At 67.3% G+C, this 26,245-nt stretch carries 21 protein-coding genes, 1 tRNA gene and 1 pseudogene; 13 read left to right on the top strand and 10 right to left on the bottom strand.

All coding sequences use genetic code 11. The features are described from left to right. Nucleotides 1-18: 18 nt before the first annotated feature. The 5 genes and pseudogenes from ACOOE1_RS13890 to rplU all read right to left on the bottom strand — a co-directional run. Entirely contained in the window at nucleotides 19-1,308 is a 1,290-nt protein-coding gene (locus tag ACOOE1_RS13890) for a glutamate-5-semialdehyde dehydrogenase (protein ID WP_420402792.1), read from the bottom strand. Nucleotides 1,309-1,343: 35 nt separating this feature from the next. Then, on the bottom strand, nucleotides 1,344-2,489 hold the full coding sequence (gene proB / locus ACOOE1_RS13885; RefSeq protein WP_420402791.1) for a glutamate 5-kinase: 1,146 nt from the start codon (nucleotides 2,487-2,489) through the stop codon (nucleotides 1,344-1,346). After that, nucleotides 2,486-3,577 carry a GTPase ObgE gene (gene obgE / locus ACOOE1_RS13880; protein WP_420402790.1) on the bottom strand — a complete coding sequence of 364 codons (1,092 nt, stop codon included), beginning with the start codon at nucleotides 3,575-3,577 and terminating at the stop codon, nucleotides 2,486-2,488. The genes proB and obgE overlap by 4 nt, the downstream gene beginning before the upstream one ends. A gap of 100 nt (nucleotides 3,578-3,677) precedes the next feature. Then, complete coding sequence (rpmA, locus tag ACOOE1_RS13875) at nucleotides 3,678-3,944, bottom strand: 50S ribosomal protein L27 (RefSeq protein WP_193185490.1); 267 nt, start codon at nucleotides 3,942-3,944, stop codon at nucleotides 3,678-3,680. 111 nt (nucleotides 3,945-4,055) lie between these two features. Next, nucleotides 4,056-4,364: pseudogene (gene rplU / locus ACOOE1_RS13870) on the bottom strand (50S ribosomal protein L21); the annotation flags it as partial. Between the two features lie 262 nt (nucleotides 4,365-4,626). Here rplU and ACOOE1_RS13865 point away from each other — a divergent pair. After that, nucleotides 4,627-4,716, top strand: a tRNA-Ser gene (locus ACOOE1_RS13865). Between the two features lie 156 nt (nucleotides 4,717-4,872). Continuing rightward, nucleotides 4,873-5,508, top strand: a complete 636-nt coding sequence (locus ACOOE1_RS13860; RefSeq protein ID WP_420402789.1) for a hypothetical protein — start codon at nucleotides 4,873-4,875, stop codon at nucleotides 5,506-5,508. A gap of 66 nt (nucleotides 5,509-5,574) precedes the next feature. Here ACOOE1_RS13860 and ACOOE1_RS13855 read toward each other — a convergent pair whose 3' ends face one another. Both ACOOE1_RS13855 and ACOOE1_RS13850 read right to left on the bottom strand, forming a co-directional pair. Next, entirely contained in the window at nucleotides 5,575-8,121 is a 2,547-nt protein-coding gene (locus tag ACOOE1_RS13855) for an ABC transporter permease (RefSeq protein ID WP_420402788.1), read from the bottom strand. Nucleotides 8,122-8,134: 13 nt separating this feature from the next. Then, a complete protein-coding gene (locus ACOOE1_RS13850; RefSeq protein ID WP_420402787.1) occupies nucleotides 8,135-8,815 on the bottom strand; it encodes an ABC transporter ATP-binding protein in 681 nt (226 codons plus the stop codon). Nucleotides 8,816-9,307: 492 nt separating this feature from the next. Here ACOOE1_RS13850 and ACOOE1_RS13845 point away from each other — a divergent pair, with 492 nt between their 5' ends. The 6 genes from ACOOE1_RS13845 to ACOOE1_RS13820 all read left to right on the top strand — a co-directional run bounded on the left by ACOOE1_RS13845 (nucleotide 9,308) and on the right by ACOOE1_RS13820 (nucleotide 17,866). Next, nucleotides 9,308-10,474 carry a pyridoxal-phosphate-dependent aminotransferase family protein gene (locus tag ACOOE1_RS13845; protein ID WP_420402786.1) on the top strand — a complete coding sequence of 389 codons (1,167 nt, stop codon included), beginning with the start codon at nucleotides 9,308-9,310 and terminating at the stop codon, nucleotides 10,472-10,474. A 112-nt stretch (nucleotides 10,475-10,586) separates the two neighbouring features. After that, a complete protein-coding gene (locus ACOOE1_RS13840) occupies nucleotides 10,587-12,386 on the top strand; it encodes a tetratricopeptide repeat-containing sulfotransferase family protein (RefSeq protein ID WP_420402785.1) in 1,800 nt (599 codons plus the stop codon). Further along, entirely contained in the window at nucleotides 12,376-13,164 is a 789-nt protein-coding gene (locus ACOOE1_RS13835) for a maleate cis-trans isomerase family protein (RefSeq protein WP_420402784.1), read from the top strand. The genes ACOOE1_RS13840 and ACOOE1_RS13835 overlap by 11 nt, the downstream gene beginning before the upstream one ends. Nucleotides 13,165-13,418: 254 nt before the next feature. Beyond that, complete coding sequence (locus ACOOE1_RS13830; protein WP_420402783.1) at nucleotides 13,419-15,497, top strand: hydantoinase/oxoprolinase family protein; 2,079 nt, start codon at nucleotides 13,419-13,421, stop codon at nucleotides 15,495-15,497. After that, a complete protein-coding gene (locus ACOOE1_RS13825) occupies nucleotides 15,494-17,263 on the top strand; it encodes a hydantoinase B/oxoprolinase family protein (RefSeq protein ID WP_420402782.1) in 1,770 nt (589 codons plus the stop codon). Before ACOOE1_RS13830 ends, ACOOE1_RS13825 begins: the two co-directional genes overlap by 4 nt. A 150-nt stretch (nucleotides 17,264-17,413) precedes the next feature. Beyond that, entirely contained in the window at nucleotides 17,414-17,866 is a 453-nt protein-coding gene (locus ACOOE1_RS13820; RefSeq protein WP_420402781.1) for a hypothetical protein, read from the top strand. Between the two features lie 8 nt (nucleotides 17,867-17,874). Here ACOOE1_RS13820 and ACOOE1_RS13815 read toward each other — a convergent pair whose 3' ends face one another. Continuing rightward, nucleotides 17,875-19,119, bottom strand: coding sequence for a class I SAM-dependent methyltransferase (locus ACOOE1_RS13815; RefSeq protein WP_420402780.1), 1,245 nt, complete (start codon nucleotides 19,117-19,119; stop codon nucleotides 17,875-17,877). 274 nt (nucleotides 19,120-19,393) lie between these two features. Here ACOOE1_RS13815 and ACOOE1_RS13810 point away from each other — a divergent pair, with 274 nt between their 5' ends. The 4 genes from ACOOE1_RS13810 to ACOOE1_RS13795 all read left to right on the top strand — a co-directional run bounded on the left by ACOOE1_RS13810 (nucleotide 19,394) and on the right by ACOOE1_RS13795 (nucleotide 22,683). Next, on the top strand, nucleotides 19,394-19,909 hold the full coding sequence (locus tag ACOOE1_RS13810) for a cyclic nucleotide-binding domain-containing protein (protein ID WP_420402779.1): 516 nt from the start codon (nucleotides 19,394-19,396) through the stop codon (nucleotides 19,907-19,909). Next, nucleotides 19,906-20,337 carry a cyclic nucleotide-binding domain-containing protein gene (locus ACOOE1_RS13805; protein ID WP_420402778.1) on the top strand — a complete coding sequence of 144 codons (432 nt, stop codon included), beginning with the start codon at nucleotides 19,906-19,908 and terminating at the stop codon, nucleotides 20,335-20,337. Before ACOOE1_RS13810 ends, ACOOE1_RS13805 begins: the two co-directional genes overlap by 4 nt. Before the next feature lie 335 nt (nucleotides 20,338-20,672). Next, complete coding sequence (gene serA / locus ACOOE1_RS13800; protein ID WP_420402777.1) at nucleotides 20,673-21,926, top strand: phosphoglycerate dehydrogenase; 1,254 nt, start codon at nucleotides 20,673-20,675, stop codon at nucleotides 21,924-21,926. Between the two features lie 58 nt (nucleotides 21,927-21,984). Then, a complete protein-coding gene (locus ACOOE1_RS13795; protein WP_420402776.1) occupies nucleotides 21,985-22,683 on the top strand; it encodes a DUF599 domain-containing protein in 699 nt (232 codons plus the stop codon). Here the strand turns inward: ACOOE1_RS13795 and ACOOE1_RS13790 are convergent. Both ACOOE1_RS13790 and ACOOE1_RS13785 read right to left on the bottom strand, forming a co-directional pair. Further along, a complete protein-coding gene (locus ACOOE1_RS13790) occupies nucleotides 22,680-24,719 on the bottom strand; it encodes an FAD-dependent oxidoreductase (protein ID WP_420402775.1) in 2,040 nt (679 codons plus the stop codon). The genes ACOOE1_RS13795 and ACOOE1_RS13790 overlap by 4 nt on opposite strands. Before the next feature lie 89 nt (nucleotides 24,720-24,808). Beyond that, nucleotides 24,809-25,270, bottom strand: coding sequence for a flavodoxin family protein (locus ACOOE1_RS13785; protein ID WP_420402774.1), 462 nt, complete (start codon nucleotides 25,268-25,270; stop codon nucleotides 24,809-24,811). Nucleotides 25,271-25,454: 184 nt separating this feature from the next. On the opposite strand from ACOOE1_RS13785, the gene ACOOE1_RS13780 reads away from it, so the two are divergent. Further along, entirely contained in the window at nucleotides 25,455-26,228 is a 774-nt protein-coding gene (locus tag ACOOE1_RS13780) for a nitroreductase family protein (RefSeq protein WP_420402773.1), read from the top strand. The last annotated feature ends 17 nt before the right edge of the window (nucleotides 26,229-26,245 follow it).

The following is a 26,245-nucleotide window of genomic DNA, read 5'->3' as shown; positions in this document are numbered from 1 at the left end:
CAGCGGAGTGCGGCCGGTTCAGGGACGCGTCTGGCCTGAGCCGGTCACGACATATTTGAAGCTGGTGAGTTGCTCGGCCCCGACCGGCCCGCGGGCATGCATCTTCCCGGTGGAAATGCCGATCTCCGCGCCCATCCCGAACTCGCCGCCGTCGGCGAACTGGGTCGAGGCATTGTGCAGCACGATGGCGCTGTCGACATGGGCGGCGAAGCGCGCCGCCGCCGCCGCGTCGCCGGTCACGATGCTGTCGGTATGGTGCGAGCCGTAGCGGTTGATATGTTCGATCGCCGCGTCCAGCCCGTCCACCACGCGCACCGAGAGCACGGCATCGAGATATTCCGTTGACCAGTCTTCCTCGGTCGCTTCCTGCATTTGCGGAACGATTCGGCGGGCGGCCGCGTCGCCCTTCAGCGCACATCCCGCGTCCTCGAGGGCCTTCGCGATGCCGGGAAGCTGCGTCTCGGCGACCGTCGCATCCACCAGCAGCGTCTCCGCCGCGCCGCAGACGCTGGTCCGGCGCATCTTGGAGTTGAGCACGATGGCGCGCGCCATATCCGGATCGGCGGCGCCGTCGACATAGACATGATTGATGCCGTCGAGATGGGCGATCACCGGAATACGGCTCTCCTTCTGCACCCGCTCGATCAGGCTCTTGCCGCCGCGCGGCACGATGATGTCGACGAGTTTCGTCATGGTCAGCAGGGCGCCGACGGCGGCCCGGTCGCGGGTCGGAACCAGCTGCACCGCCGCTTCCGGCAGGCCGGCTTCCTTCAGGCCCTTGTGCAGGCATCCGACCAGGGCGTTGGAGGAATGGAAGCTTTCCGAGCCGCCGCGCAGGATCGCGGCGTTGCCGGACTTGAGGCAGAGGCTGCCCGCGTCCGCCGTCACGTTCGGGCGCGATTCGTAGATGATGCCGATAACGCCGAGCGGCACGCGCACGCGGGCGATCCTGAGGCCGTTCGGGCGTTCCCATTCCGCCATGACGGCGCCGATCGGATCGGGCAGGGCGGCCACGTCCTCGATTCCCCGGGCGATGCCCTCGACCCGCTCCGTATCCAGCTTGAGACGGTCCATGAGCGACTCGCGCACGCCCTTCTCGCGGGCGAAGGCGAGGTCCTTGCCGTTCGCTTCCAGGATCTCCGGGAGCGCCGTGCGGATCTCGGCAGCCGCGTTCTTCAGCGCCGCGTTCTTCTGTTCGGTGGTGGCGAGGGCGAGCGCGGCCGACGCCGCGCGGGCGGCCTCGCCGAGGCCGGTCATCATCTCCGCGATGCCGGCGTCGTCCGTCCGGTCGAGTTCAAGAATGGCCATGGGTCCGTTCGCTCCAAATCTTTCCGGCGCGCGCCTCAGCGCTCCAGCACCAGATCGTCCCTGTGGACCAGTTCGTCGCGGCCACGGTAGCCGAGGATCCGCTCTATTTCACGGGATTTGTGCCCCGCGATCCGTTTCGCATCGGCGGCGCCATAGGCCGAGAGTCCGCGCGCGACCGGGCGTCCGCCGTCATCGAGGATTTCGATCAGGTCGCCACGTTCGAAGCTTCCGGAGACCGTCGTGACCCCTGCGGGCAGCAGGCTCTTGCCGCGTTTCAGCGCTTTCAGCGCCCCTTCGTCGAGAGAGACGCTGCCCTTCGGCGTCAGCGAGCCGGCAATCCAGTTCTTGCGCGCGCCGCGCGGCGAGGTCGCGGCCGCGAACCAGGTCACGCGTGCGCCCTCCTCGATCGCTTTCAGCGGATGCGGATCGTGTCCCCGCGCGATCGCCATGCGGCAGCCGGCGGCCGACGCGATCTTGCCGGCGGCAAGCTTGGTCACCATGCCGCCGGAGGCGTATTCGCTGCCGACGGCCCCGGCCATCGCCTCGACCGCCGCATCGATCCGTTCGACATGCGGAATGTGTTTTGCCGCGGGATTGCTCCGCGGGTCGGACTCGTAGAGCCCGTCGATGTCGGAGAGCAGGATGAGCGTGTCGGCGCTCACCATCTGCGCCACCCGGGCGCCGAGCCGGTCATTGTCGCCGTAGCGGATTTCCTCGGTCGCCACCGTGTCGTTCTCGTTGATCACCGGCACCGCGCCGAGGGCGAGCAGGGCGCTCAGCGTCGCGCGGGCGTTCAGGTGCCGCCGCCGCTCCTCGGTGTCGCCGGGAGACAGCAGGATCTGTGCCGCGGTGATGCCGTGGCGGGCGAGGGCGTCCTGGTAGGCGTGGGCGAGGCGGACCTGGCCGGTGGCGGCGGCGGCCTGCTTGTCCTCGAGCTTCAGCGCGCCCTTCGGCAGGCCGAGCAGGCGCCGGCCGACGGCGATCGCACCGGAGGAGACGACGAGGACCTGCTTGCCGCGCGCCTTCAGGCCGGCGATGTCCTCGGCGAGCGCGTTCAGCCAGTCGCGGCGGATCTCGCCGCCCGTCTCGTCGACCAGAAGGGCGGAGCCGATCTTTACGACGATGCGTTCCGCCGTATCGAGACCGAACAGGCCTCCCGTTTCCGCGCCCTCGGGGCTCACAGGGGCGACCAGCCGGACGAAGACTCCTCTTCGGCCTCCTCGAACTCCTCTTCCCCTGTCGCGTCCGCGCCGTCAGGCATTGCGGCCTGGCGGGCGCGGCGCGCTTCCATCACGGGTTCGAACAGGATGGCCAGCGCCTCGTCGAGGCCGGCGCCGGAGACGGCGGAGAGCGTGATCACCTTGCGGCCGAGTTCCTGCTCGACCATCTCGACCAGCACCGGGAGGTCCTCCTCGGTCACCGCATCTATCTTGGAGAGGGCGACGATCTCGGGCTTGTCCGACAGGCCGCCGCCATATTCCTCGAGTTCCTGGCGCACGGTCCGGTAGGCCGCCGCGGGATCCTCCTCGGTCGCGTCGACCAGGTGCAGCAGCACGGCGCAGCGCTCCACATGGCCGAGGAAACGGTGGCCGAGGCCGGCGCCCTCGGAGGCCCCCTCGATCAGGCCCGGAATGTCGGCGATGACGAATTCCTGATCGCCGACCGAGGCGACGCCGAGACCCGGATGCAGGGTGGTGAAGGGATAGTCCGCGATCTTCGGCCGCGCGCGCGTGACGCTGGACAGGAAGGTCGACTTGCCGGCATTGGGCAGTCCGACGAGACCGGCATCGGCGATCAGCTTCAGGCGCAGCCAGACCCACATCTCCTCGCCCGGCCAGCCGGGCAGGGCCTTGCGCGGCGCCTGGTTGGTCGAGGTCTTGTAATGCGTGTTGCCGAACCCGCCGTCGCCGCCCTTCATCAGCACGACGCGCTGGCCGACCCTGGTGAGGTCGGCGATCACCTCCTCGCGCTCCTCGTCGAGGATCTGGGTTCCCACCGGCAGGCGCAGCACCGCATCGCCGCCCTTGGCGCCCGAACGGTTGCGCCCGGCGCCGGGCCGTCCGCTTTCGGCCTTGAAATGCTGCTGGTAGCGATAGTCGATCAGCGTGTTGAGGCCGTCGACGCATTCCGCGATCACGGCACCGCCGCGGCCGCCGTCGCCGCCGTCCGGCCCGCCGAACTCGATGAATTTCTCGCGCCGGAAACTGACCGCGCCCGGCCCGCCGTCGCCGCTCTTCAGAAAGATCTTCGCCTGATCGAGAAACTTCATCTCATGCCATCCCGGCCTGCGGACACGAAAAAAGGGAACAGCCGCAGGACCGTTCCCTCATCCGCAGTCGCTGGCCCGCCATGCGGCGGGCGCGACGCTGTTATTCCGCTGCTTCTGCCAGCGCCACTTCGACGAAGGTGCGGCCGTTGCTCTTCCGGCGGAAGCCAACCTTGCCGTCCGTCAGCGCGAACAGGGTGTGGTCACGTCCCATGCCGACATTCTCGCCCGGATGGAACTTGGTGCCCCGCTGGCGGACGATGATGTTGCCGGCAATGACGGCTTCGCCACCGAACTTCTTCACGCCGAGACGGCGGCCTGCACTGTCGCGGCCGTTGCGGGAACTACCGCCTGCTTTCTTGTGAGCCATCGATTACTCCTTCGTCTCGGCTTCGGCCGCCGGAGCCGCGTCCTCGGCCTTCGCCTTCGGCGCGGCCTTCTTCGCGGCAGCCTTCTTCGGCGCGGCCTTCTTGGAGCCGTCGGCCAGGATGTCGGTCACGCGCAGCACCGTCAGCTCCTGACGGTGACCGCGGGTCCGGCGATAGCCCTGACGGCGCTTCTTCTTGAAGACGACGACCTTGTCGCCCTTGGTCTGCTCAAGCACTTCGGCGCGGACCACAGCACCCTCGACGGTCGGCGCACCGACCTTGAGGTCTTCGCCTTCCCCGAGCATCAGGACGTCGGCAAGATCGACGGAAGAACCGGCTTCGCCGGTGAGCTTCTCGACCTTGATGACGTCGTTCGGGGCGACCTTGTACTGCTTACCGCCGGTTTTAACGACTGCGAACATTGTCAATACTCTGGCAATGAGAACTGGGCGCGCGGACTGTTACCTCCGCGTCGGAGCGGCGGACTATACTCCGGGCGACGTCCAAGTCAACAGGGAATCCGGACCTGCAACCAGAGATTTTTCCATGTGCCCGCGGAGTCCGGAAACAGCCGTACCGCGGCGCTATATATAGTGTGTTCCGGACGCCGGCGCCAGAGACGCGCGCGGATGCAAATAGGCTATTGAATCCGGCAATCCACATCGTTATGGTCCCGCCCCGTTCGGAGAGGTGCCGGAGTGGTTGAACGGGGCGGTCTCGAAAACCGTTGTACACGCAAGTGTACCGAGGGTTCGAATCCCTCTCTCTCCGCCAGACTTTCTCAAGTCCCTTCAGCTGTCATCCACATTTTAGTCCGGTCAATTCGATTGCCGCGACAAGGTGTTCGCGTACACTCCGGCCTTTCCTCCCGCATAAAGCGTGTTCAGAATGAATGCTCGGCTTGTGCTCGGATAAGGGAGGAATGGGGAAATGTCTGGGCCCGAAACGCAGTTCGACCACCTGATGCGCTACAAGCTGCTGGAATACAGCACCTGCACCGAGCTTGGCGCCAAAGGGCTGGAGCAGCTCAACCGGCTTGCGATCGCCTCTCTGATTTTCAATGGCACGCTCGCTGCGGCGCTGGGATTTGCCACGGAACAGATAACCTCGCGAACTCCCAACGCTGCGACAGTGGTGAGCGACACGATGCTTGCGGTCGGTTTGCTGGCGCTCTTGACGGTTGCCGTCGTCTTCAACCTTGGAGCAATGGCCTCCAACATCAATTTCTGGAAAATGCTTGAAGCGATTTCTGCGCGCCACGTTGTCGTAGATCGCGAGATCACGCACATGCTGACCGATTTTGCGGGTTCGGAAGCAACGGATCCGAAAACGCAACGGCTGTCCGATGAGGTTTACCGGACAGTCTTCGCGTATTCGGAAAACTTCTGGGTGCGGATAGTGACCAAGAGCGTCTTCCAGACCCGCAACCTCACAATCGCTTTCTACTCGCTGATCATCTTTGGCTGGGTCTCCTATATTTCAGCATTGCTGTATGGGCTCGAGTCGCCGCTGGCCTACAAGTTCCTTGAGTATGTGCCGATTGTTGAGATCTTTGGTCTAGGGTGATGTGACGCGGGGAGTTTCGTCTCCGCCTTCTTGACGCGACGTCAACGTTGAGGCCACCCGCCATCCTCAGCTCGAGAGCAGCCGGGCGAGCTGTCCGCGTCCGCGGGGCAGGGCGCCGAGGCCGCCCGCGATGCCGGCCGCGACCGAGGTCAGCAGGCCGAGTGCCAGGGGCAGGGCGATGGCGCCGGCGCCGGGCACCCAGTCGACCCGCAGCGCGCCGGCCGCGATCCAGTAGCTGCCGACCAGGCCGGCCGCGCCGCCGACCAGGGCCGCGGCCAGACCGCTCGCCGCCGTCTCGGCAAGCCGCGCGAGCGCGATCTCCCGCCGGGTGGCGCCGACCAGCGAGAGGGCGACGGCTTCGCGCCGGCGCGCATCGACATCGGCCGAAACCGTGGCGGCAAGCGACAGCGACCCGGCCAGCAGCAGGATGGCGGCGATCAGAACGGTTCCAAGTATGGCCGCCTCGACGATTTCCGTCGCGTCGCTGACGAGGCGGCGGACATCGATAACGGTGATGTTCGCGGCGCTGCGCGACAAATCCGAGATGAAGCTGTTCAGCACACCGGAATCCCGTCCCTGCAGCGAGACGATCCAGCCATGCGGCGCGTTGCGGAACGGCTCGGGGCTGGCGACCACGAGGAATTCCGGCCGCATCGTGCGATGATATTCCTTGCGGATATTCGCGACCTCCGAAGTGAAGACCCGGCCGAGCACGCTGTAGGTGAGCGTGTCGCCCGGTTTCAGGTCGAAGGCCTGCATCACGTCCTCTTCCGCCGAAAGCAGCGGCGGGCCGTCGTAATCCGGCGGCCACCAGGCGCCGGAAAGCAGTTCCGCGCCGGTCGGCTCGGCCGCCCAGGAGAAGCTCCGGTCGCCTTCGATGACCCAGTCCTTGTCCGGATTGACGAGGGCCTCTTCCACCGGCCGGCCGTTGACCCGGAGCAGGCGGGTGCGCATGAAGGGCGTGGCCTGCAGTCCCCCGAGGCCGGGAGTCCCGGCGACCTGCTGCCGGATCCGCTCCACCTGGGCCGCCTGGACGTCGAGCAGCACGATGTCGGGGGCCTTTTCCGGGATCTGGGTCTCGAAGGCGCTCTGCAGGGAGTGCTGGGTCGCAACGACACCGGTGATGCCGGCGATGCCGATGCCGAGCGCCAGGGTGCGCAGGATCACCGAACGGCGCGACCCGAGTCCCTGCCGGATGGAGAGGGCGAGGAAATCGCGGCCCGGAAGATATCCGGCGCCGCGGGCGATCAGCGCGCCGAGGCCGGCGAGCAGGACGGCGACCAGGACAAGTCCGCCCGCGGCGGCGGCGGCCATGGCGGGATTCGGCAGCCCGGCGATGGCAAGGACGGCGGCGATGGCGACGAGTGCGCCGGCGATGACCGCGTCCCGGCGCCGCAATCCGGCACCGCCCGCCTCCTCGCGCAGGGCACGGGCCGGCGGGATCCGCCCGATGCCGGAGAGGCCCGCGACCAGGGCGCCGCCCAGTCCGAGCGTCAGCGTCGCGAACACAAGCAATACGGTCGGCCAGAGTCCGGCGGGCGACCAGAGCAGATGCAGCTGCGCCGTCAGCATCTCCAGGAGCGTCACCGCGCCGAACAGCGCGATCGCCAGTCCGAACGCCATGGCGACCAGGCCCGCAGCGGCGACCATCACCGCATGCAGGGCGACAACGGTCGGCGCGGTCGCGCCGGACAGGCGGTACTGGGCGATGGCGCGGCTGCGCCGTCCGATCCACATCGCGACGGCCGACCAGGCACCGCTCAGCCCGATGGCGAAGGCGGCCAGGCCGGAGATGCCGAGGAAGCTCGTCGTCCGGTTCGTCACTTCCCGCACCCGCTCCGCCGCGTCTGCCGGGCTCTGGATTTCCCAGCCGCGTTCGGGCTCTAGGGCGTCGATCGATTGCCTCGCGGCAACGCGGTCGCTGCTGTCGTCGAACCGGATGCGGGTGCGGTATTCGAGCAGGGAGCCGCGCTCCGTCAGGCCCGTTGCCGCGAGCTGCCCGCCTGAGACCAGCACCCGCGGGCCGACGAGAAAAGTTCCGGCCGACAACCGGTCCGGTTCGCGCAGGAGTACGTCGCGGATCTCGAACCTGTTCTCTCCGATCAGGATGGTCTCGCCGATCCCGATCCCGAGGCGGGAGAGCAGGGCGTTCTCCACCACCGCGCCCGGCAAACCGTTCCGGGGCGCGAGCGCGTCCTGGAGATTCCGCTCCCCAGCCAGCGCGACGGCGCCGATGAGCGGGTAGGCCGCATCGACCGCCTTCAGTTCGATGGTCATGCGGCGGGCGTCGGCGGTGCCGTCGGTCACGGCGGTCGCGCGCAGCTCGACAACCTGCGAGATCCGGCCGGTCTCCGCCAGCCGGGCGACGGTTTCCGCATCGAGCGGTGCATTGACGACCGTGACCGCGACATCGCCGCCCAGGATCCGCCTCGCATTGTCCTGCATGGCATTCGAGAGCCCGGAACTGAACAGCCAGATCAGGCCGAGCATGGCGCTCGCGATCAGCACGCAGACCATGAACAGGCGGAGTCCGAGAATGCCGAAACCGGCCTCCGCCTTCAGCAGTTTCGAGAGCAGCGAGGCGCGGGCCAGCAGCGTGTCGTCCCGTCTCATGTCCCGTTCCATCTCAGGACACCACCCGGCCGTCCTCGATGACTAGCGTGCGGTCGCAGCGCGCCGCGAGCTCCGGATCGTGGGTGACCAGGAGCAGGGCGGTCCCGGAACTGCGCGCGAGCTCGAACATCGTCTCGATCACCACGGCACCGGTGCGCCGGTCGAGGTTTCCGGTCGGCTCGTCCGCCAGGACGAGCCGCGGGCCGGCGACGAAGGCGCGGGCCACGGCGACGCGCTGCTGCTCGCCGCCGGAGAGCGCGGAGGGCCGGTGCGTCAGGCGGTGGCCGAGACCGACCCGCTCCAGCATCTCCGCCGCCCTGGCTTCGGCGTCCGTTTGCCCGGCGAGGGTCAGCGGCAGGGCGGCGTTCTGCCGTGCCGTGAGCGAAGGGACCAGATGATAGGCCTGGAAGACGATGCCGATATCCCGGCGCCGCAGCAATGTCCTGCTGCGCTCGTCGGATGCGGCAAGGTCGGTGCCGAGGACATGCGCCGCTCCGCCGGAGAGCGGCTCCAGCCCGCCGATGATCGCAATCAGGGACGATTTCCCGGACCCGGACGGACCGGTGACGGCCGCGATTTCGCCCGGAGCGACGGAGAGGTCGATTCCGTTCAGGACGTCGATATCGCCTTCCGGCGACGGGTAGGACAGCCGGACGTTCGAAAGCTGGATGACGGGGGCGTGCGAAAGATCCATGGATTTCAGTGCGAGCGGTGGGAACGGGATGCCGGCTGTCCGGATCTATTTAGGGCAGGCGCGCCGTTATTAAACTCGGCGCGTGGCAAAATGCGGGGCGCCCGGGCCGATTGCGCCGACCGGGTTCGGAATAATGGGGGCCGATGCGGTCGGATGCCTGTTCAAGTTTCCGGTAAGGCGCGGCGTTTCGAATCCGACAGCACTCTCGCGATCCTTTCGGCGTTTCCGTCACGCCAATCGGCGACATCATGACCGGCAGCGAGGTCAGCGTCGATGACAGCTGTGTAGAGGTCTGACCGGCCGGGCGGGGTGGTGTGGCAGTGACGCGCAACGGGTGATTGGGGACTCCCCCGCCAACCTGGCGAGGTCCGAGGAATTTCCGGCATGCGGATTGCCGCCGGTCGGGCGGCCAGCATCCTGTTGCGTTGCCGGCCGCGCGCTGCTTCCATATCCCGGTCTCGCCTCCGGGACCGTTTTTCAAGAGCCACAGCCATGTCCGCTTCCGCCTCCGGGGCCCCGCTGCACTACCGTCTCCGCCTGCCCGGGCCGACCGCCGTGCCGGGGCGCGTCCTCGAAGCCGCCGCCCGCCCGATCGTCGCGCATCGCGGGCCCGAGTTCCTCGCCCGCTTCTCATCGATCCTGGACCGGTTGCAGCCGGTCCTCGGGCGCTCCGGCATTCCGCCCTTCATCTTCGCCTCGACCGGGATCGGTGCGATGGAAGCGGCGGTGGTGAATGTCGCGGGTCCGGGCAAGCGGGTGCTGATCACAAGCAACGGGCAATGGGGCCCGGTGTTCCGGCGGCTGGCCGGGGGAATCGGCGCGGAGGTCGACGAGGTGGTCTCGCCGCTCGGCGCGCCGGTCGATCTCGACGGCGTGCGCAAGGCGCTCTCCGAGAAGCAGTATGCGGCGGTCCTGACCGTGCACAGCGAAAGCTCGACCGGTGCGCTGACCGACCTCGAGGCGCTCGGCGCCATCGTCGCGGAGACCGATGCGGTCCTTTGCTGCGACAGCGTGAGCGGGCTCGGCGGGGCGGAGATGCGGGCGGACGACTGGGGCGTCGATGTCGTGGTCTCGGCCTCGCAGAAATGCCTGATGTGCCCGCCCGGCCTCGGCCTCGCCAGCGTGAGCGCGAAGGCCTGGGCGCTGATCGAACGGGACGACCGGGGGCCGCGCGGCTATTTCGACTTCCGCAAGTTCCGCCCGAACTCGGAGAAGGGCGAGCCGACCTACACCGCGCCCGTCGCCATGCTCAACGCCCTCGACGCGGCTCTGACGATGATCGGCGAGGCGGGGCTGGAGGAGACGCTCGCCCGCCACAGGAAGCTGAACCGGATGCTCACGGCCGGATTGCAGGCGCTCGGCTTCTCCCTCTTTCCGACCGGAGCGCCGAGCCCGACCCTGGTGGTCATGCGCACGCCGGACGGGATTTCCGCGCCGAAGCTGATCGCGCACCTGCAGGATCGGTACAATTGCGTCATTGCGGGGACCCGCTTCGAGGAACTGAAGGACAGCCTGGTGCGGATCGGCACCATGGGCTGGGTCGACGAGACGGATATCCAGACCGACCTGGAACAGATCGCGGACGCGCTCACGGATCTCGGCGGCGCGGCGGACCGGACGGGGGCGCTGGCGGCGGCCGGGGCGGCGCGCGCCGGTTGACGTCCGAAACCCGCCGGCTCTCTCCGAAACCGTCCTGTTTACAACGCGATGGGTTTTGCGGACAGGCGCCGATCGACTACCATCGGGGTGATCCGTCCGAAGAGCCCGCATCATGACCCTCCCCGAGAAAGATCCGGAATACCTGGCCGAGACGCGCCGCCTGATGGCCGCGGCCCAGACGGAGTTGGACCGGGGGGACGTGACGCAGTCGGCGCGGATCTTCCGCGCGGTCGCCCTCCGGCACCCGGCGGTCGCGGCCGGCTGGGTGCAGGCGGCGGCGGCGGGGCTGCGGGCGAGCGATCGGGGACTCGCCCTCGATGCGGCCCGGCGCGCGCTGCTTCTCGACCCGTCCGCCCGTCCGTCGACGGCCTTGCTGGCGGTCGCGTCCGCGGGCGAGCCGGCCTCCGTCCGACACGCGGCGACATCCCTCTGGGCCCTGACCCACAGCGACAAGCCGGAGGCGCTGGGCGCGCTGGCGAGCAGCTATCTCGATCTCGGCCGTTCCCGCGAGGCGGAGCGTGTCGCGCGCGCGGTGCTCGGCGCCGACCCGGGGCTCGACTGGGTCCGGGTCAATCTGGCGGTGATCCTGCGCGAGGCCGGGCGGGAAGCGGCCGCCATGAACGAGCTGCGCCGGGCTCTGATCGTCGCGCCGGGCGGAACCCTCGCCTGGCGCCGCATGGCGGTTCTTGCCGAAAGCCTGAGCCGGCTCGATCTCGCCGAACGGGCGTCGGGCCGCGCCCTGCTGATCGACCCGGAAGACCACGGGAGCGCGGTGATCCTCTCGATCGCGGAACGCCGCCTCGGCAGGCCGGAGTGCGCACTGCGCCGGCTCGAGGCGCTGCCGGAGACGATGGACGGCGAGGTCGGGCGGGATGCGGTCGAGTTCGAACTCGGGACGATTCTCGACCGGCTGGGGCGCTATGGCGAGGCCTGGGGCCGTTTCGAGCGGGGCAACCGGATCGCCGCCCGGCGCGCGCCGCCGGGCGACGCCGATCCCGGCCCGTTCCTGGCAACGCTCGACTCCTTTGCGGCGGCGCTTTCCGGCGGCTGGCCGGAGCGCTGGGCGCCGCTTCGGGAAACGGATCCGCCCGCAGTCTTCATGGTCGGGTTTCCGCGCTCCGGGACGACTTTGCTGGACCAGATCCTGGATGCCCATCCGGACGTGCGGGTGATCGAGGAACGCCCGGTGCTGTCCAGTGTCGGCGCCGGTTTCGCAGCGGCCGGAGAGGGCGCACTGGCGCAGCGGCTCGCCGCGCTCGACGAAACCGAGGCGGCCCGGCTGCGGTCGGAATATGTCGAGAAGCTCGCCCGCTGGGGCGGGGCGGCGGCGCCCCGCGTGGTCGTCGACAAGATGCCGCTCAACATCGTCTATCTGCCACTCGCCCTCAGGCTATATCCGACTGCGAAGGTCATCCTCTCCCTGCGCCATCCCTGCGACTGCTGCCTGAGCTGTTTCATGCAGTCGATGCGCCTCAATTCGGCGATGGCGAGTTTTACCTCGATGGGAGGATCGGCGGCGCTCTATGCGCGGGTCATGGCGCTCTGGGAGGAGATCGAGCGCACCCTGTCACCTGACCATATCGCCGTGCGCTACGAGGATCTGGTGTCCGACACCGAAGGCACGGCACGCCGGGTGGTGGAGTTCCTCGACCTCGACTGGACCGACAGGGTTCTCGACCATACGGGCCATGCGAAGTCCCGGGGGGTGATCCGGACGCCGAGCTTCCGCCAGGTCTCGGAGCCGATCTACAGCCGCGCGGTGGGACGATGGATCCGGTACCGCGAGATGATGACGCCATATCTTGAAACGCTTGCCCCCTTTGCCCGGCGATTCGGATATGGGAATCCGGGAGAGGCTGCAGGCGGAGACAATCCGGCGCCCAAGGCCGGGGGAGGCTTGTGTGACAGCTAAGGACAATTGGGGCTGGAAGGCCCGCTTCGGGATGTTCATCGTCTCCAGCGAGGCCGTTCCGGAGGCGGAATGGTGGGCCATGCTGCCGCCGGACGTTTCCGTCCATGCCGCCCGCGTCGCGGCACCCGCGCCCTGGGCTTCCTGGAACGCCGAGCGGAACGCCGTGCAGCTTTCCGCGGATCTTGCCCGCGGGGCGGAGCATTTCCGGGGCATGCGGCTCTCGGCGGTGGTTCTGGGGCACAGTTCCTCGAGCCTCGTCGGCGGCGCCGGCTGGGACGCGGCGGTGGTGGCCGCGCTCTCGGAGATCCTCGGCCCGGAGATCGCGGTCACGACCAACGCGCTCGACTGTTTCGCCGCGCTGGAGGCGTCCGGCGTCGAACGCCCCTTCCTGGTCTTCCCGCCCTGGTTCAACGACGCGACGCTGGAGAAGGGCCTCGCCTATATGGAGGCGCACGGGATCGCGCCCTCGGGCCATCTCCGCCACGATCCCGGCCCCGGCTGGCGCGAGGTGCCGTGCGCCGAGATGTATCCGCGCGGTCTCGGTTTCGAGCAGCAGATCGAACCGCTCTACGCGCAGATCCGGGCAGCCTGCCCGAAGGCGGCCGACGGGGTGCTGATCCTCGGCAGCGGGTTCCGCTGCGTCGGCATCGTCGAGGCGCTGGAACGGGACCTTGCCCGGCCAGTGATCACGGCGAACCAGGCGAGCCTCTGGCAGTGCCTGAAGCGCGCCGGGGTGAAGCCGGAGATCGAGGGATATGGGAGGCTTCTCAGGCTCTGAGATCCGGGTCTGAGGTCTCCTCGCAGGGTTAGTGAGGCCGACTCTGTCGCGAAGCACGCTGCGGTCGCTGACAGGAAAGCGAGAGACCGGCCGGGAATTGGCAATAGGAACCATCCGCGGAGCGCGACGGTCCGGGCGTGCCGCCGATCGGCGGCGTTGCGCCGCATGGTCCGGGCATCGGGGCTTACCTTCGCCGAACCCTGCGCGCTAGAGTAGCGCTACCTGTCCCGTCCCAACTCCGGGAGTTCTCCCGCATGTTTTTCCTCAAGGCCCCCTGGCGGATCGGCGTCGATGTGGGGGGCACTTTCACGGATATGGTCGTGGCCGGCGCGGACGGTGCGATGCATGTGTGCAAGGTGCCCTCGGTGCCGTCCGACCCGGCGCAGGGCGTGATGAACGCCGTGGCGAGGGCGGCGGCGGATCTCGGGATCGGCACGGTGGAATTCCTCGGGCAATGTTCCTTCTTCGCGCATGGCTCAACGGTCGCGACCAACACGCTGCTGGAGCGCAAAGGCGCGCGGGTCGGGATGATCACGACCGAAGGCTTCCGCGACTCGCTCGAGATCAGGCGGGGTATCCGGCGCAATCCCTGGGACCACCGCACGCCCTATCCGGAGGTCCTGGTGCCGCGTTTTCTGCGCCGTCCGATGGCCGGACGGCTCGATACGCACGGACGGGAACTGGCGCCGCTCAATCTCGATCAGGTGCGGGAGATCGGGAAGCGCTTCCGGGCCGAGGATGTCGAGGCGGTGGCGATCTGCCTGATGAACGCCTTCGCCAACCCGGCGCACGAAATCGCCGCTGCGGAGGTTCTGGCCGAAAGCTGGGGCGGGGACTGGATTGCCCGTTCGAGTGCCGTCGCGCCGATCATCGGCGAGTACGAGCGCGGTTCGACGACGGTGGTCAGCGCCTATGTTGCCCCGCGCGTGGTGGGCTATCTGCAGGACCTGGAGGCGGCACTGGCGGCGGCCGGGTTGCGTCACAAGCTCTTCATGCTGCAATCGAACGGCGGTGCGGTCTCCGTCGGGCAGATCGCCGAGCGCCCGGTGAACCTGATCCTTTCCGGCCCCGCCGCCGGGGTCGGCTCGATGCGGCATCTGGCCGAGGTCTCGGGCCATGACGATCTGCTCTCGATGGAGATCGGCGGCACGAGCTGCGACGTCATGCTGATGTCCGGCGGCCGGATCGCGATCACCGACGAACTCGCGGTCGCCGATTACGATCTCGTCATTCCCTCGGTCGACATCCATACGGTCGGGGCCGGCGGCGGCACCGTCGCCGGGGTGGACGGGGCCGGCATGCTGTTCGCGGGGCCCAAGGGTGCCGGCGCCGATCCGGGTCCGGCCTGCTACGGGCTCGGCGGGAGCGAGCCGACGGTGACCGACGCCAATCTCGTGCTCGGTCGCCTGAAGCCCGGCGCCTATGCCGGCGGCTCGGTGACGCTGGATCCCGAGAAAGCCCGTGCTTCGGTGCAGGACCGGGTCGCCGACCCGCTCGGGCTCACGGTCGAGGAGGGGGCCGCCGGGATCATCCGGCTGGTCGAGCAGAACCTGTTGCACGCGGTGGAGCGGATCTCGATCCAGCGCGGGCAGAATCCGCGCCGCTTCCGGCTTGTCGCCTGCGGCGGGGCCGGGCCGATGCACGGGGCACCGGTCGGGCGCAGGCTCGGCTGCGCCGCAGTTTATGTCCCGCGGCAGGCGGGTGCCTTCTGCGCCCTCGGGATGCTGCATTCCGACGTGCGGCAGGACTTCATGGACGTGCACTTCCAGGAGCTCGATACGCTTCCGGAACAACCGGTCGAGAACCGCTATCGGGCGCTCGAGGAGCGGGCGCGGCGCCTCCTCGCGGACGAGGGCTTCGCTGCGGAGGCGATGCGGACGGAGCGCGAACTGGACATGCGCTATGACGGCCAGCAATGGGACCTCCGCATTCCGGTCGCACCGGATGACGATGCGGCCGCAATCCGCGCCGCCTTCGAACGGGAATACGAACAGCGCTTTGGCCATCTCGTGCCCGGCGGGCGCATCCTGATCACCGCGCTCCGTGTGGTCGGCAAGGGCCTGCTGCCGCCGCTCGCCGAAGCCAGGATTCCACGTGCCGAGGGCCCGGCGGAACCGGTGGAACTGCGGCCGGTCTTCATCGACGAGCGGTACGGGACAATGGAGACGGCGGTCTATCGCGGCGAGGATCTTCTGCCGGGGCATGGATTGCCGGGACCGCTGCTGATCGAGGAGGCGACGACGACGATCTTCGCCGGTCCGGGCGACCGGGTGACCGTCGATATGGCGGGGAACTACCTGATCACCTTCGAGGACGGGGAGGCTTCGGCATGAGCGCGAAAACCGGCACATCCGCCGATCCGGTCCTGCTCGCCCTGACGCAGAACCGGCTCGACCATATCTCGCAGCAGATGGGTCACGTCATGGTGCGCACCGCGCGTAGCCCGATCTTCAGCCAGGCGCACGATTTCACCTGTTTCATCGCCGGCCCGGACGGCCGGGTGACGGCTCAGGCGGACGGTATCCCGATCCACAGCGGCGGCGGCGGCTTCGCCGCGCGCGCGATCCTGCGGGACTTCGCGGGCGATATCGCAGACGGCGACGTCTTCCTGCTGAACGATCCCTGGGCGGCAGGCGGCAACCATCTGCCGGACTGGGTGATCGCCCGTCCGGTCTTCGTCGGCGGCCGGCTGGTCTCGCTGGTCTGCAACCGGGCGCACCAGTCCGATATCGGCGGCGGTGCGGCGGGGACCTACAATCCGGAGGCGACCGAGGTCTGGCAGGAGGGCGTCCGGCTGCCGGTGCTGAAGCTGGTCGAGGCCGGGAAGGTCCGGCGCGATCTCTGGAAGCTGCTGCTGCTGAACACCCGGACGCCGGACCTGCTGGAAGGCGATCTCGGGGCGATGCTGGGCTCGACGAGGATCGGCGCCGAGCAGGTCGCCGGCCTGGTGGAGGAACTGGGTGTCGAGCAGGCGCTTGGATATTTTGACGGCATCCTCTCCCATGCCGCCGGACGCATGGGCGCGGCGCTGGCCGAGCTGCCGGACGGAATCTATGAGGGCGAAGAGCGCAGTGACAACGACTGTTTCGAGTTGCGCGACATCTGGGTCCGGGCGAAGGTGACGATCCGGGACGGCCGGTCGCTGGTGGATTTCACGGGCACCGACCCGCAGATCCCGGGATTCAAGAACTCCACCCTCGCGAACACCCACTCTGCCGTCTACACCGCCTTCGCCTCCTTCTTCGACCCGGCGATCCCGCGCAACGAGGGCACCTTTTCCGTGATCGAGATCGTGGCGCCGGAAGGCAGCCTGGTGAATGCACGGGAAGGCGCGGCGACCACCATGGACACGGTCTTCGTCGCGCACGAGATCATCCACGCGGTCTGGAAGGCGCTGAACCGGGCGGCCCCGGAGCGGGCGGCGGCCGGCTGGGCGAAAAACATCTTCGGAGTCACCTCCGGCCGCGAGGCCGGGGCGGAGGGCCGACCCTACGTATTCTACCACGGCCTTGCGGCTGCAGGGGCCGGTGCGGTCGAGGGCCGTGACGGATTCAACCAGATCGGCCATCTCTGCACCCTCGGGGGGCTCACGATCTCGAACGCGGAAACCTACGAGCGGCTCTATCCGGTGCATTTCCGCCGTCAGGAGCTGCGCTGCGACGGCGGCGGGGCCGGGCGCTGGCGCGGCGGCACCGGCGCGCATTACGATGTCGAGATACGGACGCCGGCGCTCTATTCATTCCGCGGCGAGGGCCTGCGGTACGAGACCGGCTTCGGGATCAAGGGCGGGACCTATGGAGCCGCTGGGGAGATGCAGGTGCGGGAGGGCGACGCGGCGCCCGAGCCTGCGCCGAAATTCGGCCTGAAACGCCTGCGGGCGGGACGCCTTAACGCAAGCTCGCCGGGCGGCGGCGGCTGGGGTGATCCGAAAACGCGGCCTCTCGGAGCGGTCTGGCGCGACTGGCGTGACGGCCTGGTCTCGACCGAGGCGGCGCGGGAGCAGTACGGCGTCGTGTTCGTTGGCGATCCAGACGATCCCGGGTCGACCTTTTCCAGATCGCTCGATGCCGCGGAAACCGCACGGTTGCGGACGGCCTGATCCGCTTCGAAGGCCGGGTCTTGCGGCTCGTCACCAAGGCGTGTTCCGGGACGGGGAAGCGCACCCGTCCGCTTGGTCCGGTTATTGCTTTTGCTGTCTTCCCTGCCCGGATCTGTCCGGGCGAGGTCGGAAAGGTGAGAGCGGAACAGCATGTCGATTGTGTTCAATGCGGACTATCCCGGAACCGGGTACGTCGCGTCAGGCCGGAGCGTGCAGTGGCATCTCGGTATCACGCCGGGAGACGGAACGGCCGATATCGTCGAGACTCAGCTTGCCGGAGAGCGGATGACGCGACGGTCGACGGATCGCGAGGCGGCCGCGCCGATGCCCGAGACGCCGGCCGAGTTGGCGGGCACCCCCGACACGCAGGCTGCGATCCACAAGCTGCTTGCCGTCTACGGCGAGGACGAGGCGCGCGACCATTTCGATGTCAAGGCGCTGGAGCCATCGGGACGGGCGGACAGTTTCGACATCGCCCTGATCGACCCGGTCCCGGAAGCCGCACCGGAGCCGGTTCAGGCTGCGCCTCCGGCCGAGTTTTCCGTCCTGCACGAGAATCCCGGCAACTCGATCATGAGCGCGGAGGATTTCCTCCTGCTCTGACGCGCCGGTCAGTTCGCCCTGGCCTTCGGGTCCGGGACGCGGCGCAGAGCCGGCGTCGACGCCTTCTCGAACGCACCGATATAGTCGCGGGTCAGCGGCACTGCCGCGACGTCCTTCGCCAGCTGGATCTGGAACACCATGTGACCCATGCGCCGGAAAGCGAGTTCCGAGCCGGTCAGGTACATTTCCCACATCCGGCAGAAGCGCTCGTCATAGAGCGCCGCCATCTCGTTCCGGCGCTGTTCGAAGCGTTCGCGCCAATGCCGGAGGGTCTCGGCATAATGCAGGCGCAGGATCTCGATGTCCGTCGCCCAGAGCCTCTCCCGCTCGATTGCCGGCAGGACTTCCGAGAGGGCGGGCGAGTAGCCGCCGGGAAAGATGTAGCGGCGAATCCACGGGTTGGTGACGCCGGGGCCGTCGTGCCGTCCGATCGAATGCAGCAGGGCGACGCCGTCATCCTTGAGCAGGGTGCGGATCTTGCCGAAGAATTCGCTGTAATGGCCAACCCCGACATGCTCGAACATGCCGACGGAGGCGACCCGGTCGAACTGTTCCTCGAGCAGGCGGTAATCGCGCAGCTCGAAGCGGACGCGGTCCTCGAGACCGGCGGCGCGGGCCCGCTCGCAGGCGTATTTGTGCTGTTCGACAGAGAGGGTGACGCCCAGCACCTCGACGTCGGCCATGCGGGCCAGAGCGAGCGCCAGCCCTCCCCAGCCGCAGCCGATATCGAGTACACGCTGACCCGGTTTCAGCAGCAGTTTTGCCGCAATGTGTCGGATCTTCGCTTCCTGGGCGGCGTCCAGCCCCATCTTCGGATGGGTGAAATAGGCGCAGGAATACTGTCTTTGCGGGTCAAGGAAGCTGTCGTAGAGCGCGTCGGAAAGATCGTAGTGATGCGCGACGTTGCGCTGTGCCCGGTGCAGCGGATTGTGCTGCTGCAGCCCGCGCAGCAGCGCCGCAGTGCGGTCGATGATCCGTTGCAGCGGGTGTGCCGCCAGCCTGTCGAGATTGACCGCTGCGATGTCGATGAAATCGTAGAGCGTGCCCTCTTCAATCGTCAGCCGGCCATCCATATAAGCCTCGCCGACCGCCAGCGTCGGGTGAAGTCCGAGACGGAGGTCCGTCTTCCAGTCGTGAATCCGGATTGTCACCTGCGGTGTGCCCGAACCGGCGATCCAGCGACGTCCCGACGGGTCGACAACCGATATCGTGCCCGTCCTCACCACCTGGGTCAGCAGCTTCGCAAAAAACATCTGACGCCCCACCCCACCAATGGCGAAGGCGTGAGCCGGAGTGCAGACGATCGCTCCGGCCGCGCGATCGCATGTTTCACGGATGTGATATAGTTAATGATGCGCCAGAAAAGAGAAAAATTCAAATCTCCTTAGACGCATTGAGTGTTCGGGGCATGCCGGAACGGGACCCCGTTTCCGGCCGGCGTTCCCTTGCACCCGGAACTCACATAGAGTGAGAAGCAAGGTGCGCTACAAAGGCGCCGTGTCGAATGACTGACGGAATGTTCGAGAGATGAACGGGGACAACCGAAGCCAGATCGAATTTCCGGATGGCGCTGTGCTCATGCGGCCCGGGGCGGAGCCCGAATTTCTCTATTTGATCCGAAGCGGACATGTCGTCCTCGATCCCGTGGGCATCGATCGCCGCCTGATGTTCGGACCGGGGACGGTCATCGGCCTCGCATGGCTTATCGACAATACGATCGCGACGACCTACAGATCCGAGATCACGGCGGTTGGCCCGGTAACTGCCGAACGGCTCGACGCCAGTCTTGTCAAAGAGCAGCTCAAGGGGCTCTCGCCGCGAATGCGGGTCTGCCTCATTTCCATGATCCGTCAGATCAACATGACGGTCGAAACCGAGAACCAGAGCGATTCGCTTCTGGCGCGGTTGCTGAAGAAGTCCTCCCGGGAACTCGACTCTCTGCTGGCGCGGCAGAGCGCGGACACCGGCGAACTCCGGGTCGATCCGCTGGCGGATGCGCTTGAAGATGTCCAGCGGACGCAGAGACGCGGGAGGGACGTATGACGGAGCTGCTTGATCGACGCCTGTTCAAGCCCGGCAGCAAGATCGTGCGGGCGGGCGACGATGTCCACAAGGTTGTTCTGATCGTCCGCGGACGTTGCCGGATCGAACCGAAGGGGATGAGCCGGTCGTTCGTCTTCGGCCCGGGCTCGTTGCTCGGACTGCGGCCGATTTTCGAGAAACATCGCCATCCGCGGCATCTCAGCACGGCGGTTGCACTGGAGCCGGTCGAGGCCGTTTTCATGGACGCCGAGGATTTGAGGCGTGAATTCGGTCACTTGCCGGCGGAGATGAAAATGATCTTCCAGTCGCTGTGCATCGGATCGCAGACCCTTGCGAAGATCTATGACCAGGCCAGTGAGGACCGCCACAAGGTGCTTGCCGGACTGGCGACGGAGATCGACACCCTGATCAGGGCGGAATTGAACTGACAGGATGCCCGGCCCGGTTCAGCCGACGGCCCGGCCGGTCTGGATCAGGTTTTCTAGGTCCGTGTCCAAGCCGAAACCGAGGTCGATCAAATCGCGGCGCACGACGATCGATTCCTCAAGTCGCGGATCGCATGCGCGGGGACGGGAGGAAGTCTCGCAGGTTTCGTCGGCGAAGAGAATGAAACCGTCGATCCCGGGGGCCTCCTCGGCGCATCGCCTTGCGGAAGTTGCGGCGCCCCTATATGTCTAGCGGCCCGGCCGCGGCAACGCTGTATGGCGCGCCGAGCGGCACCGCGTCTCGAAGACGCAGGCAACCGATCCGGACCCGTTCCTGCATGAGTAAAATCCAGAATCCGTCCCTGCCCAAGGACAAGATCAAGTTTCTCCTTCTCGAGGGCATTTCCGAAACCGCCACGCGGCAGCTCGAACTGGCGGGATATTCCTGCGTCGAGCGCCATGCCAAGGCGTTGGAAGAGGAACCTCTCAAGGAAGCCCTGGCCGATGTCCGGCTGCTCGGCATCCGTTCGCGCACCAGGGTGACGGAGAGCGTGATCGCATCGACCGACAAGCTGATCGCGCTCGGCTGTTTCTCCGTCGGGACCAACCAGGTCGATCTCGAGGCGGCGAAGCGAAAGGGCATTCCGGTCTTCAATGCGCCGTTCTCGAACACCCGCAGTGTCGCGGAACTGACGATTGCGGAGATCGTGATGCTGTTCCGGCAGAGTTTTCCCCGATCCGTCGCGGCGCACGAAGGCCGCTGGCAGAAATCGGCTGCGGGCAGCCGGGAGGTTCGGGGAAAGACCCTCGGGATTGTCGGCTACGGCAATATCGGCACCCAGCTTGCGGTGCTGGCCGAGGCGATGGGCATGCGGGTGCTCTATTTCGACCGCACCGACAAGTTGCGCCACGGCAATGTCGAGCCGGCGGAGAGCCTGGATGCGCTGCTCGAAGCCTCCGACGTGGTCTCGCTGCATCTTCCCGAGACGCCGGAGACGCGGGACATGATCGGCGCGCGCGAGATCGGCAAGATGAAGAAGGGCGCCTGTCTCATTAACAATGCCCGCGGCACGATTCTCGATGTCGAGGCGCTGGCGACGGCGCTCAAGAGCGGCCATCTCGCGGGCGCGGCGGTGGATGTCTTCCCGGTGGAGCCGAAATCCAACGCGGACGTCTTCACCTCGCCGCTGCAGGGGCTCGACAATGTGATCCTGACTCCGCATGTCGGCGGCTCGACGGAAGAGGCGCAGGAGCGCATCGGCGAGGAAGTGATCCGCAAGCTGATCGAGTATTCCGATGTCGGCTCCACGGTCGGAGCGGTGAATTTCCCGGAGGTCCAGCTTCCGCCGCGCCCGGCCGGAACCCGTTTCATCCAGGTGCAGCGCAACCTGCCCGGCGAACTCGGCCGCCTGAACGACGTCTTCGCCGCCCACAACATCAATATTGCCGCCCAGCATTACCAGACCGACGGCGAGATCGGTTATGTCGTGCTCGATGCCGAGGGGCATGTGGAGAAGGCGGACGAGGTGATCCGTGCGGTCCGCGCCCTCGACGGCACGATCCGTGCCCGGGTCCTGAACAGCATCGCCTGACGGCTTGGTGCCGGCCCGTGTCGGGGACTAGACTGCGCGAGGGTGCGGGGGGCTTCTGATGGAACCGGTTCTGGAAATCATGCGGCGCGAGGACCTGCTCGCGTTCGCGCTCTTCATGGTCTGCTGGCTCGGTTACGAGACCTTCGTCGCTCTCAGCGTCCGGCGCGGCAAGGGTCTGCCCGCCGCGATGCAGGCCTGGCGTCGGGACTGGTTCTCGGCCGCGGTCGAGCGCGACAACAGGATCATCGATGTGCAGATCGTCCGCTCGCTCGCCGGGAACTCGGCTTTCATGGCCTCGACGAGCATCTTCGTCGTCGGCGGCCTCGCCGCCGTCTTTGGCGCCTCCGGGCAGGCGGTCGCGGTGCTCAACCGGTTCAGCTTCCTGATCGAAACCTCGCAGGACCGCTTCGGCCTGAAGATCGCGCTGCTGATCTTCATCTTCACCTTCGCCTTCTTCCGTCTCGCCTGGTCGATCCGGCTGCACAACAATGCCGCCATTGTTCTGGGGGCGATCCCGCAGCCGGAACTCAAGGACCAGCGGGAGACCGGCATCGCGCGGGCGGCGGTGGCGGCCGAGCTCGCGAGCCTTGCCGCCCGGCACTATAACGGCGGGGTGCATTCCTATTATTTCGGGCTCGCCGTCTGTACCTGGTTCCTGCACCCCTTCGCCTTCATGGCGGCCTCGATCTGGGTCGTGGCCATCCTCTACCGGCGGGAGTTCCGCTCCCGCGCCCTCAAGACGGTCCGTCGACGCTAGAGGTCCTTGGCGAAGCGCAATCCGTCATAGACGGCGGCGTGGATGTTGCGCGACGCGACCGCGTCGCCGATCCGGGCGAGGAAGAACCGGCCTTCAGGATTGCGTGCCGGAAAGGCCTCTGCACCGCGGATCAGCGCCTTGTAATCAACCGCGCCGAGATTGCGCGAAGCGGGCTTGAGGCCGAAATAGATCTCGTCCAGCGGCAGCGTACCGTGCTCCACCACCACATGATCGACCTCCCGCTCCTCGGTCCGCCCGTCATAGTCCGAGCCGAGCGTCGCCAGCAGGACGTTGCCGTTCCGGGAGACCCCGGTCAGCCGGGAATTGATGGTAATGCGGCTGGCGGAGCGGTGCAGTGCCCGCGCATAGGGCACGTGATTGAGGCCGCCAATCTCCGGCGCGAAGAACCGCTCCGGCGTGACGATCTCCACCTCCGCACCCTTGTCGATCAGCATTTCCGCCGCCTGCATCGCGGGATGGCCGCCATTGTCGTCATAGACCAGCACCCGGCCGGTGGGACTGACTTCCCCCGATAGAATGTCCCAGGTCGAGTGCACTAGTTCGTTGCCGGCCTCCAGGATCTCGGTGTTGGGCAGGCCGCCGGTTGCGATGAACACGATGTCAGGTTCTTCGTCGACAACATCCGTTACTTCAGCGTAATGATTGAAGCGGATTTCCGCTCCGGCGGCTGCGAGTTGCTCGAGGCGCCAGTCGACGATCCCGATCAGCTCCGAGCGTCGTCTGCTCTGCGCGGCGAGGCGCACCTGGCCGCCGGCTTCGGGGCCGGCCTCGAAAACGGTGACCGCATGGCCCCGTGCGGCGGCGACGCGCGCCGCCTCAAGCCCGGCGGGGCCGGCGCCGACGACGAGGACTCGTTTGCGCGGCCCCTCCGACGGCGTGATCACCTGCGGCATGGTGAGCTCGCGTCCGGTGGCGGCATTGTGGATACAGAGCGCCTCGTGCCCCTCGTAGATGCGGTCGAGGCAGTAGGTTGCGCCGACGCAGGGCCGGATGTCCTGCTCACGGCCCTGGCTCAGCTTCAGGGCGATATGCGGGTCGGCGATATGGGCCCGGGTCATGCCGACCATGTCGAGCTTGCCGTCCGCGACCGCGTGCCGGGCGGTCGCGACGTCCTGGATGCGCGCGGCATGAAACACCGGAAACGTCGTCGCCGCCCGGACCTCGCCGGCGAAATCGAGATGCGGGGCCGATGCCATGCCCTGGGTCGGGATGACGTTCGAAAGCGCGGCGTCGGTATCGATATGGCCGCGGATCACGTTCAGGAAATCGATCTGTCCGGTGCCGACCAGACGCCGGCAGATCTCGATCCCTTCCTCGCGGGAGAGGCCTTTCTCCCATTGCTCGTCGGCAACGAGGCGGAGCCCGACGATGAAGTCCGGGCCGGCCCGTTCCCGTATGCTGTCCAGCACGCGGCGGGTGAAGCGGAGCCGGTTGTCGAGGCTGCCGCCATGCTCGTCGCTGCGGAAATTCGTCGCCGGAGACCAGAACCCGTCGAGCAGGTGGCCATAGCATTCGAGCTCGATGCCGTCCAAACCGGCGGCCTGCATGCGTTCGACCGCGGTCGCGTAGTCCGCTGCGATGCGGTCGAGATCCCAGTCTTCGGCTTCTTTCGGGAAGGCCCGGTGGGCCGGTTCGCGCACCGGTGAGGGAGCCAGCACCGGCAGCCAGTCGGCCTTGTTCCAGCTCGTGCGGCGGCCGAGATGGGTGAGCTGGATCATCACTGCGGCGCCGTATTCGTGACAGTCGTCCGTCAGCCGTTTCAGGTGCGGAACGATCTCGTCCTTGTAGGCATGGAGATTGCCGAAGGCGGCCGGACTGTCCTCGGAGACCACCGCCGAGCCCGCCGTCATGGTCAGAGCGATACCGCCTTTCGCCTTTTCCAGGTGATAGAGCCGGTAGCGGTCCGTCGGCATTCCGTCCTCGGAATAGGCCGGCTCGTGCGATGTCGACATCAGCCGGTTGCGCAGGGTGAGATGTTTCAACCGGTAGGGCTGCAGCAGCGGGTCGTTCGACATAGGCTTTCTCCGCATCGGACGGGACGTTCCGGATGAGGCTAGCACCCCGGAGCGCCGGAATTCGTTCCGTGCCGACATTCTTGCCGGTCCTAGAAGATTCCGGCCTCCAGGCCCGCGGCCATGCCGGCGCCGAGATCGCGGCATTGCGCGACGAAGGACGGATCGTATGCGCCGCGGCAGACCAGCGGCTCCTGCACGGCGCGCCAGCGCAGACCCGTGGTGATGCTTTCGACGGCGCGGCAGGTGCCGGTCCCGTCATGTCCGGCCCGTACGAAGAGGGCATAGGGCAGTCCCTGGGTTTCCTCGAGGCACGGGTAGTAGATCCGGTCGAAGAAATCCTTCAGCGCGCCGCTCATATAGCCGAGATTTTCGGTGGTTCCGAGCAGGATGGCGTCGCAGTCTCTGACCGCGTCCGGATCGGCCTCGAACGGGCTGAGGCATCGGATGGTCACGGCGCCGCCCGTCTGTCTTGCGCCGTCGAGCGCTGCGTCGCGCAGGGCTTTGGTGTTCTCGGACGGGGCGTGGGCAACAATCAGCAGAGATTTCGACATGGGTGTCAGCCTAGCAAACCGGGGACCGCGCCGCGCAAGCCCTATTCGTGCCCTCTCGGAACCGCTGGTTTTCCCGCAATTCCGGCCCACATTTCGGCAGGGCGGCTTGCGGCGCGGTGTCTTCCGCGTAGAGTCGCCGCCAACTGGCGCCGCCCGCGCAACCTGAACCGGAGAAAGACACCCTATGCCCGACTCCCAGCAGATCCCTTCGAACGACGTGATCGACACGCTCCTGAACCGCGTCAGTGTCCGGAAATATACCGACGCGCCGGTGAGCGAAGCGATGGTCGAAACCATCCTGAAGACCGCCTTCCGCGCGCCGACCTCCTCGAATATCCAGTCCTACAGCGTCGTCGTGGTGCGCGACCAGGAGAAGCGCGAGGCTCTTGCCGCCGCGTGCGGCGGGCAGCGTCACATCGCCGGGGCACCTGTCTTCCTCGCCTTTTGCGCCGACCTGACGCGGATCGAGGACGCCCTGGTGCGCAACGGCCACAGTATCGACAGCAACAATCTCGAGACCGGGCTGGTCTCCGCGATCGACGCCGCGCTGGTCGGCATGTCTGCCTATCTCGTCGCCGACAGCCTGGGCATCAAGGGCGTGATGATCGGCGGTGCCCGCAACAAGCCGGTCGAGGTCGCCCGCATTCTCGGCCTGCCGCAGCGCGTCTTCTGTGTCTTCGGCATGTGCCTCGGCTGGCCGGCGGAGGCGCCGGCGCAGAAGCCGCGCATGGACTATGACGGACTGGTGCATTTCGAAGAGTACGGCAAGAGCCGCACCGGGGCCGGCGCGAAAAAGATCGTGGACGATTACGATGTTGCGCTCGCGGAACATTATCGCGGGCAGGGCCGGCAGACGACCGACGCCTCCTGGTCCGACGACATGGACAAGAAATTCCATCCGTGGCTGCGCGACGATCTGCGCGAACGGCTGAAGGAACTCGGCTTCGATTTCCGCTAGAGCGGGCAAACCGCGTC

This window comes from Nisaea sp. (genome assembly GCF_965216895.1).
In the GTDB taxonomy this organism is placed as follows: Bacteria; Pseudomonadota; Alphaproteobacteria; order Thalassobaculales; family Thalassobaculaceae; genus Nisaea.
The sequence above is the reverse complement of the archived record's forward strand: the minus strand, read 5'-3'. Positions and strand labels throughout refer to the sequence as shown.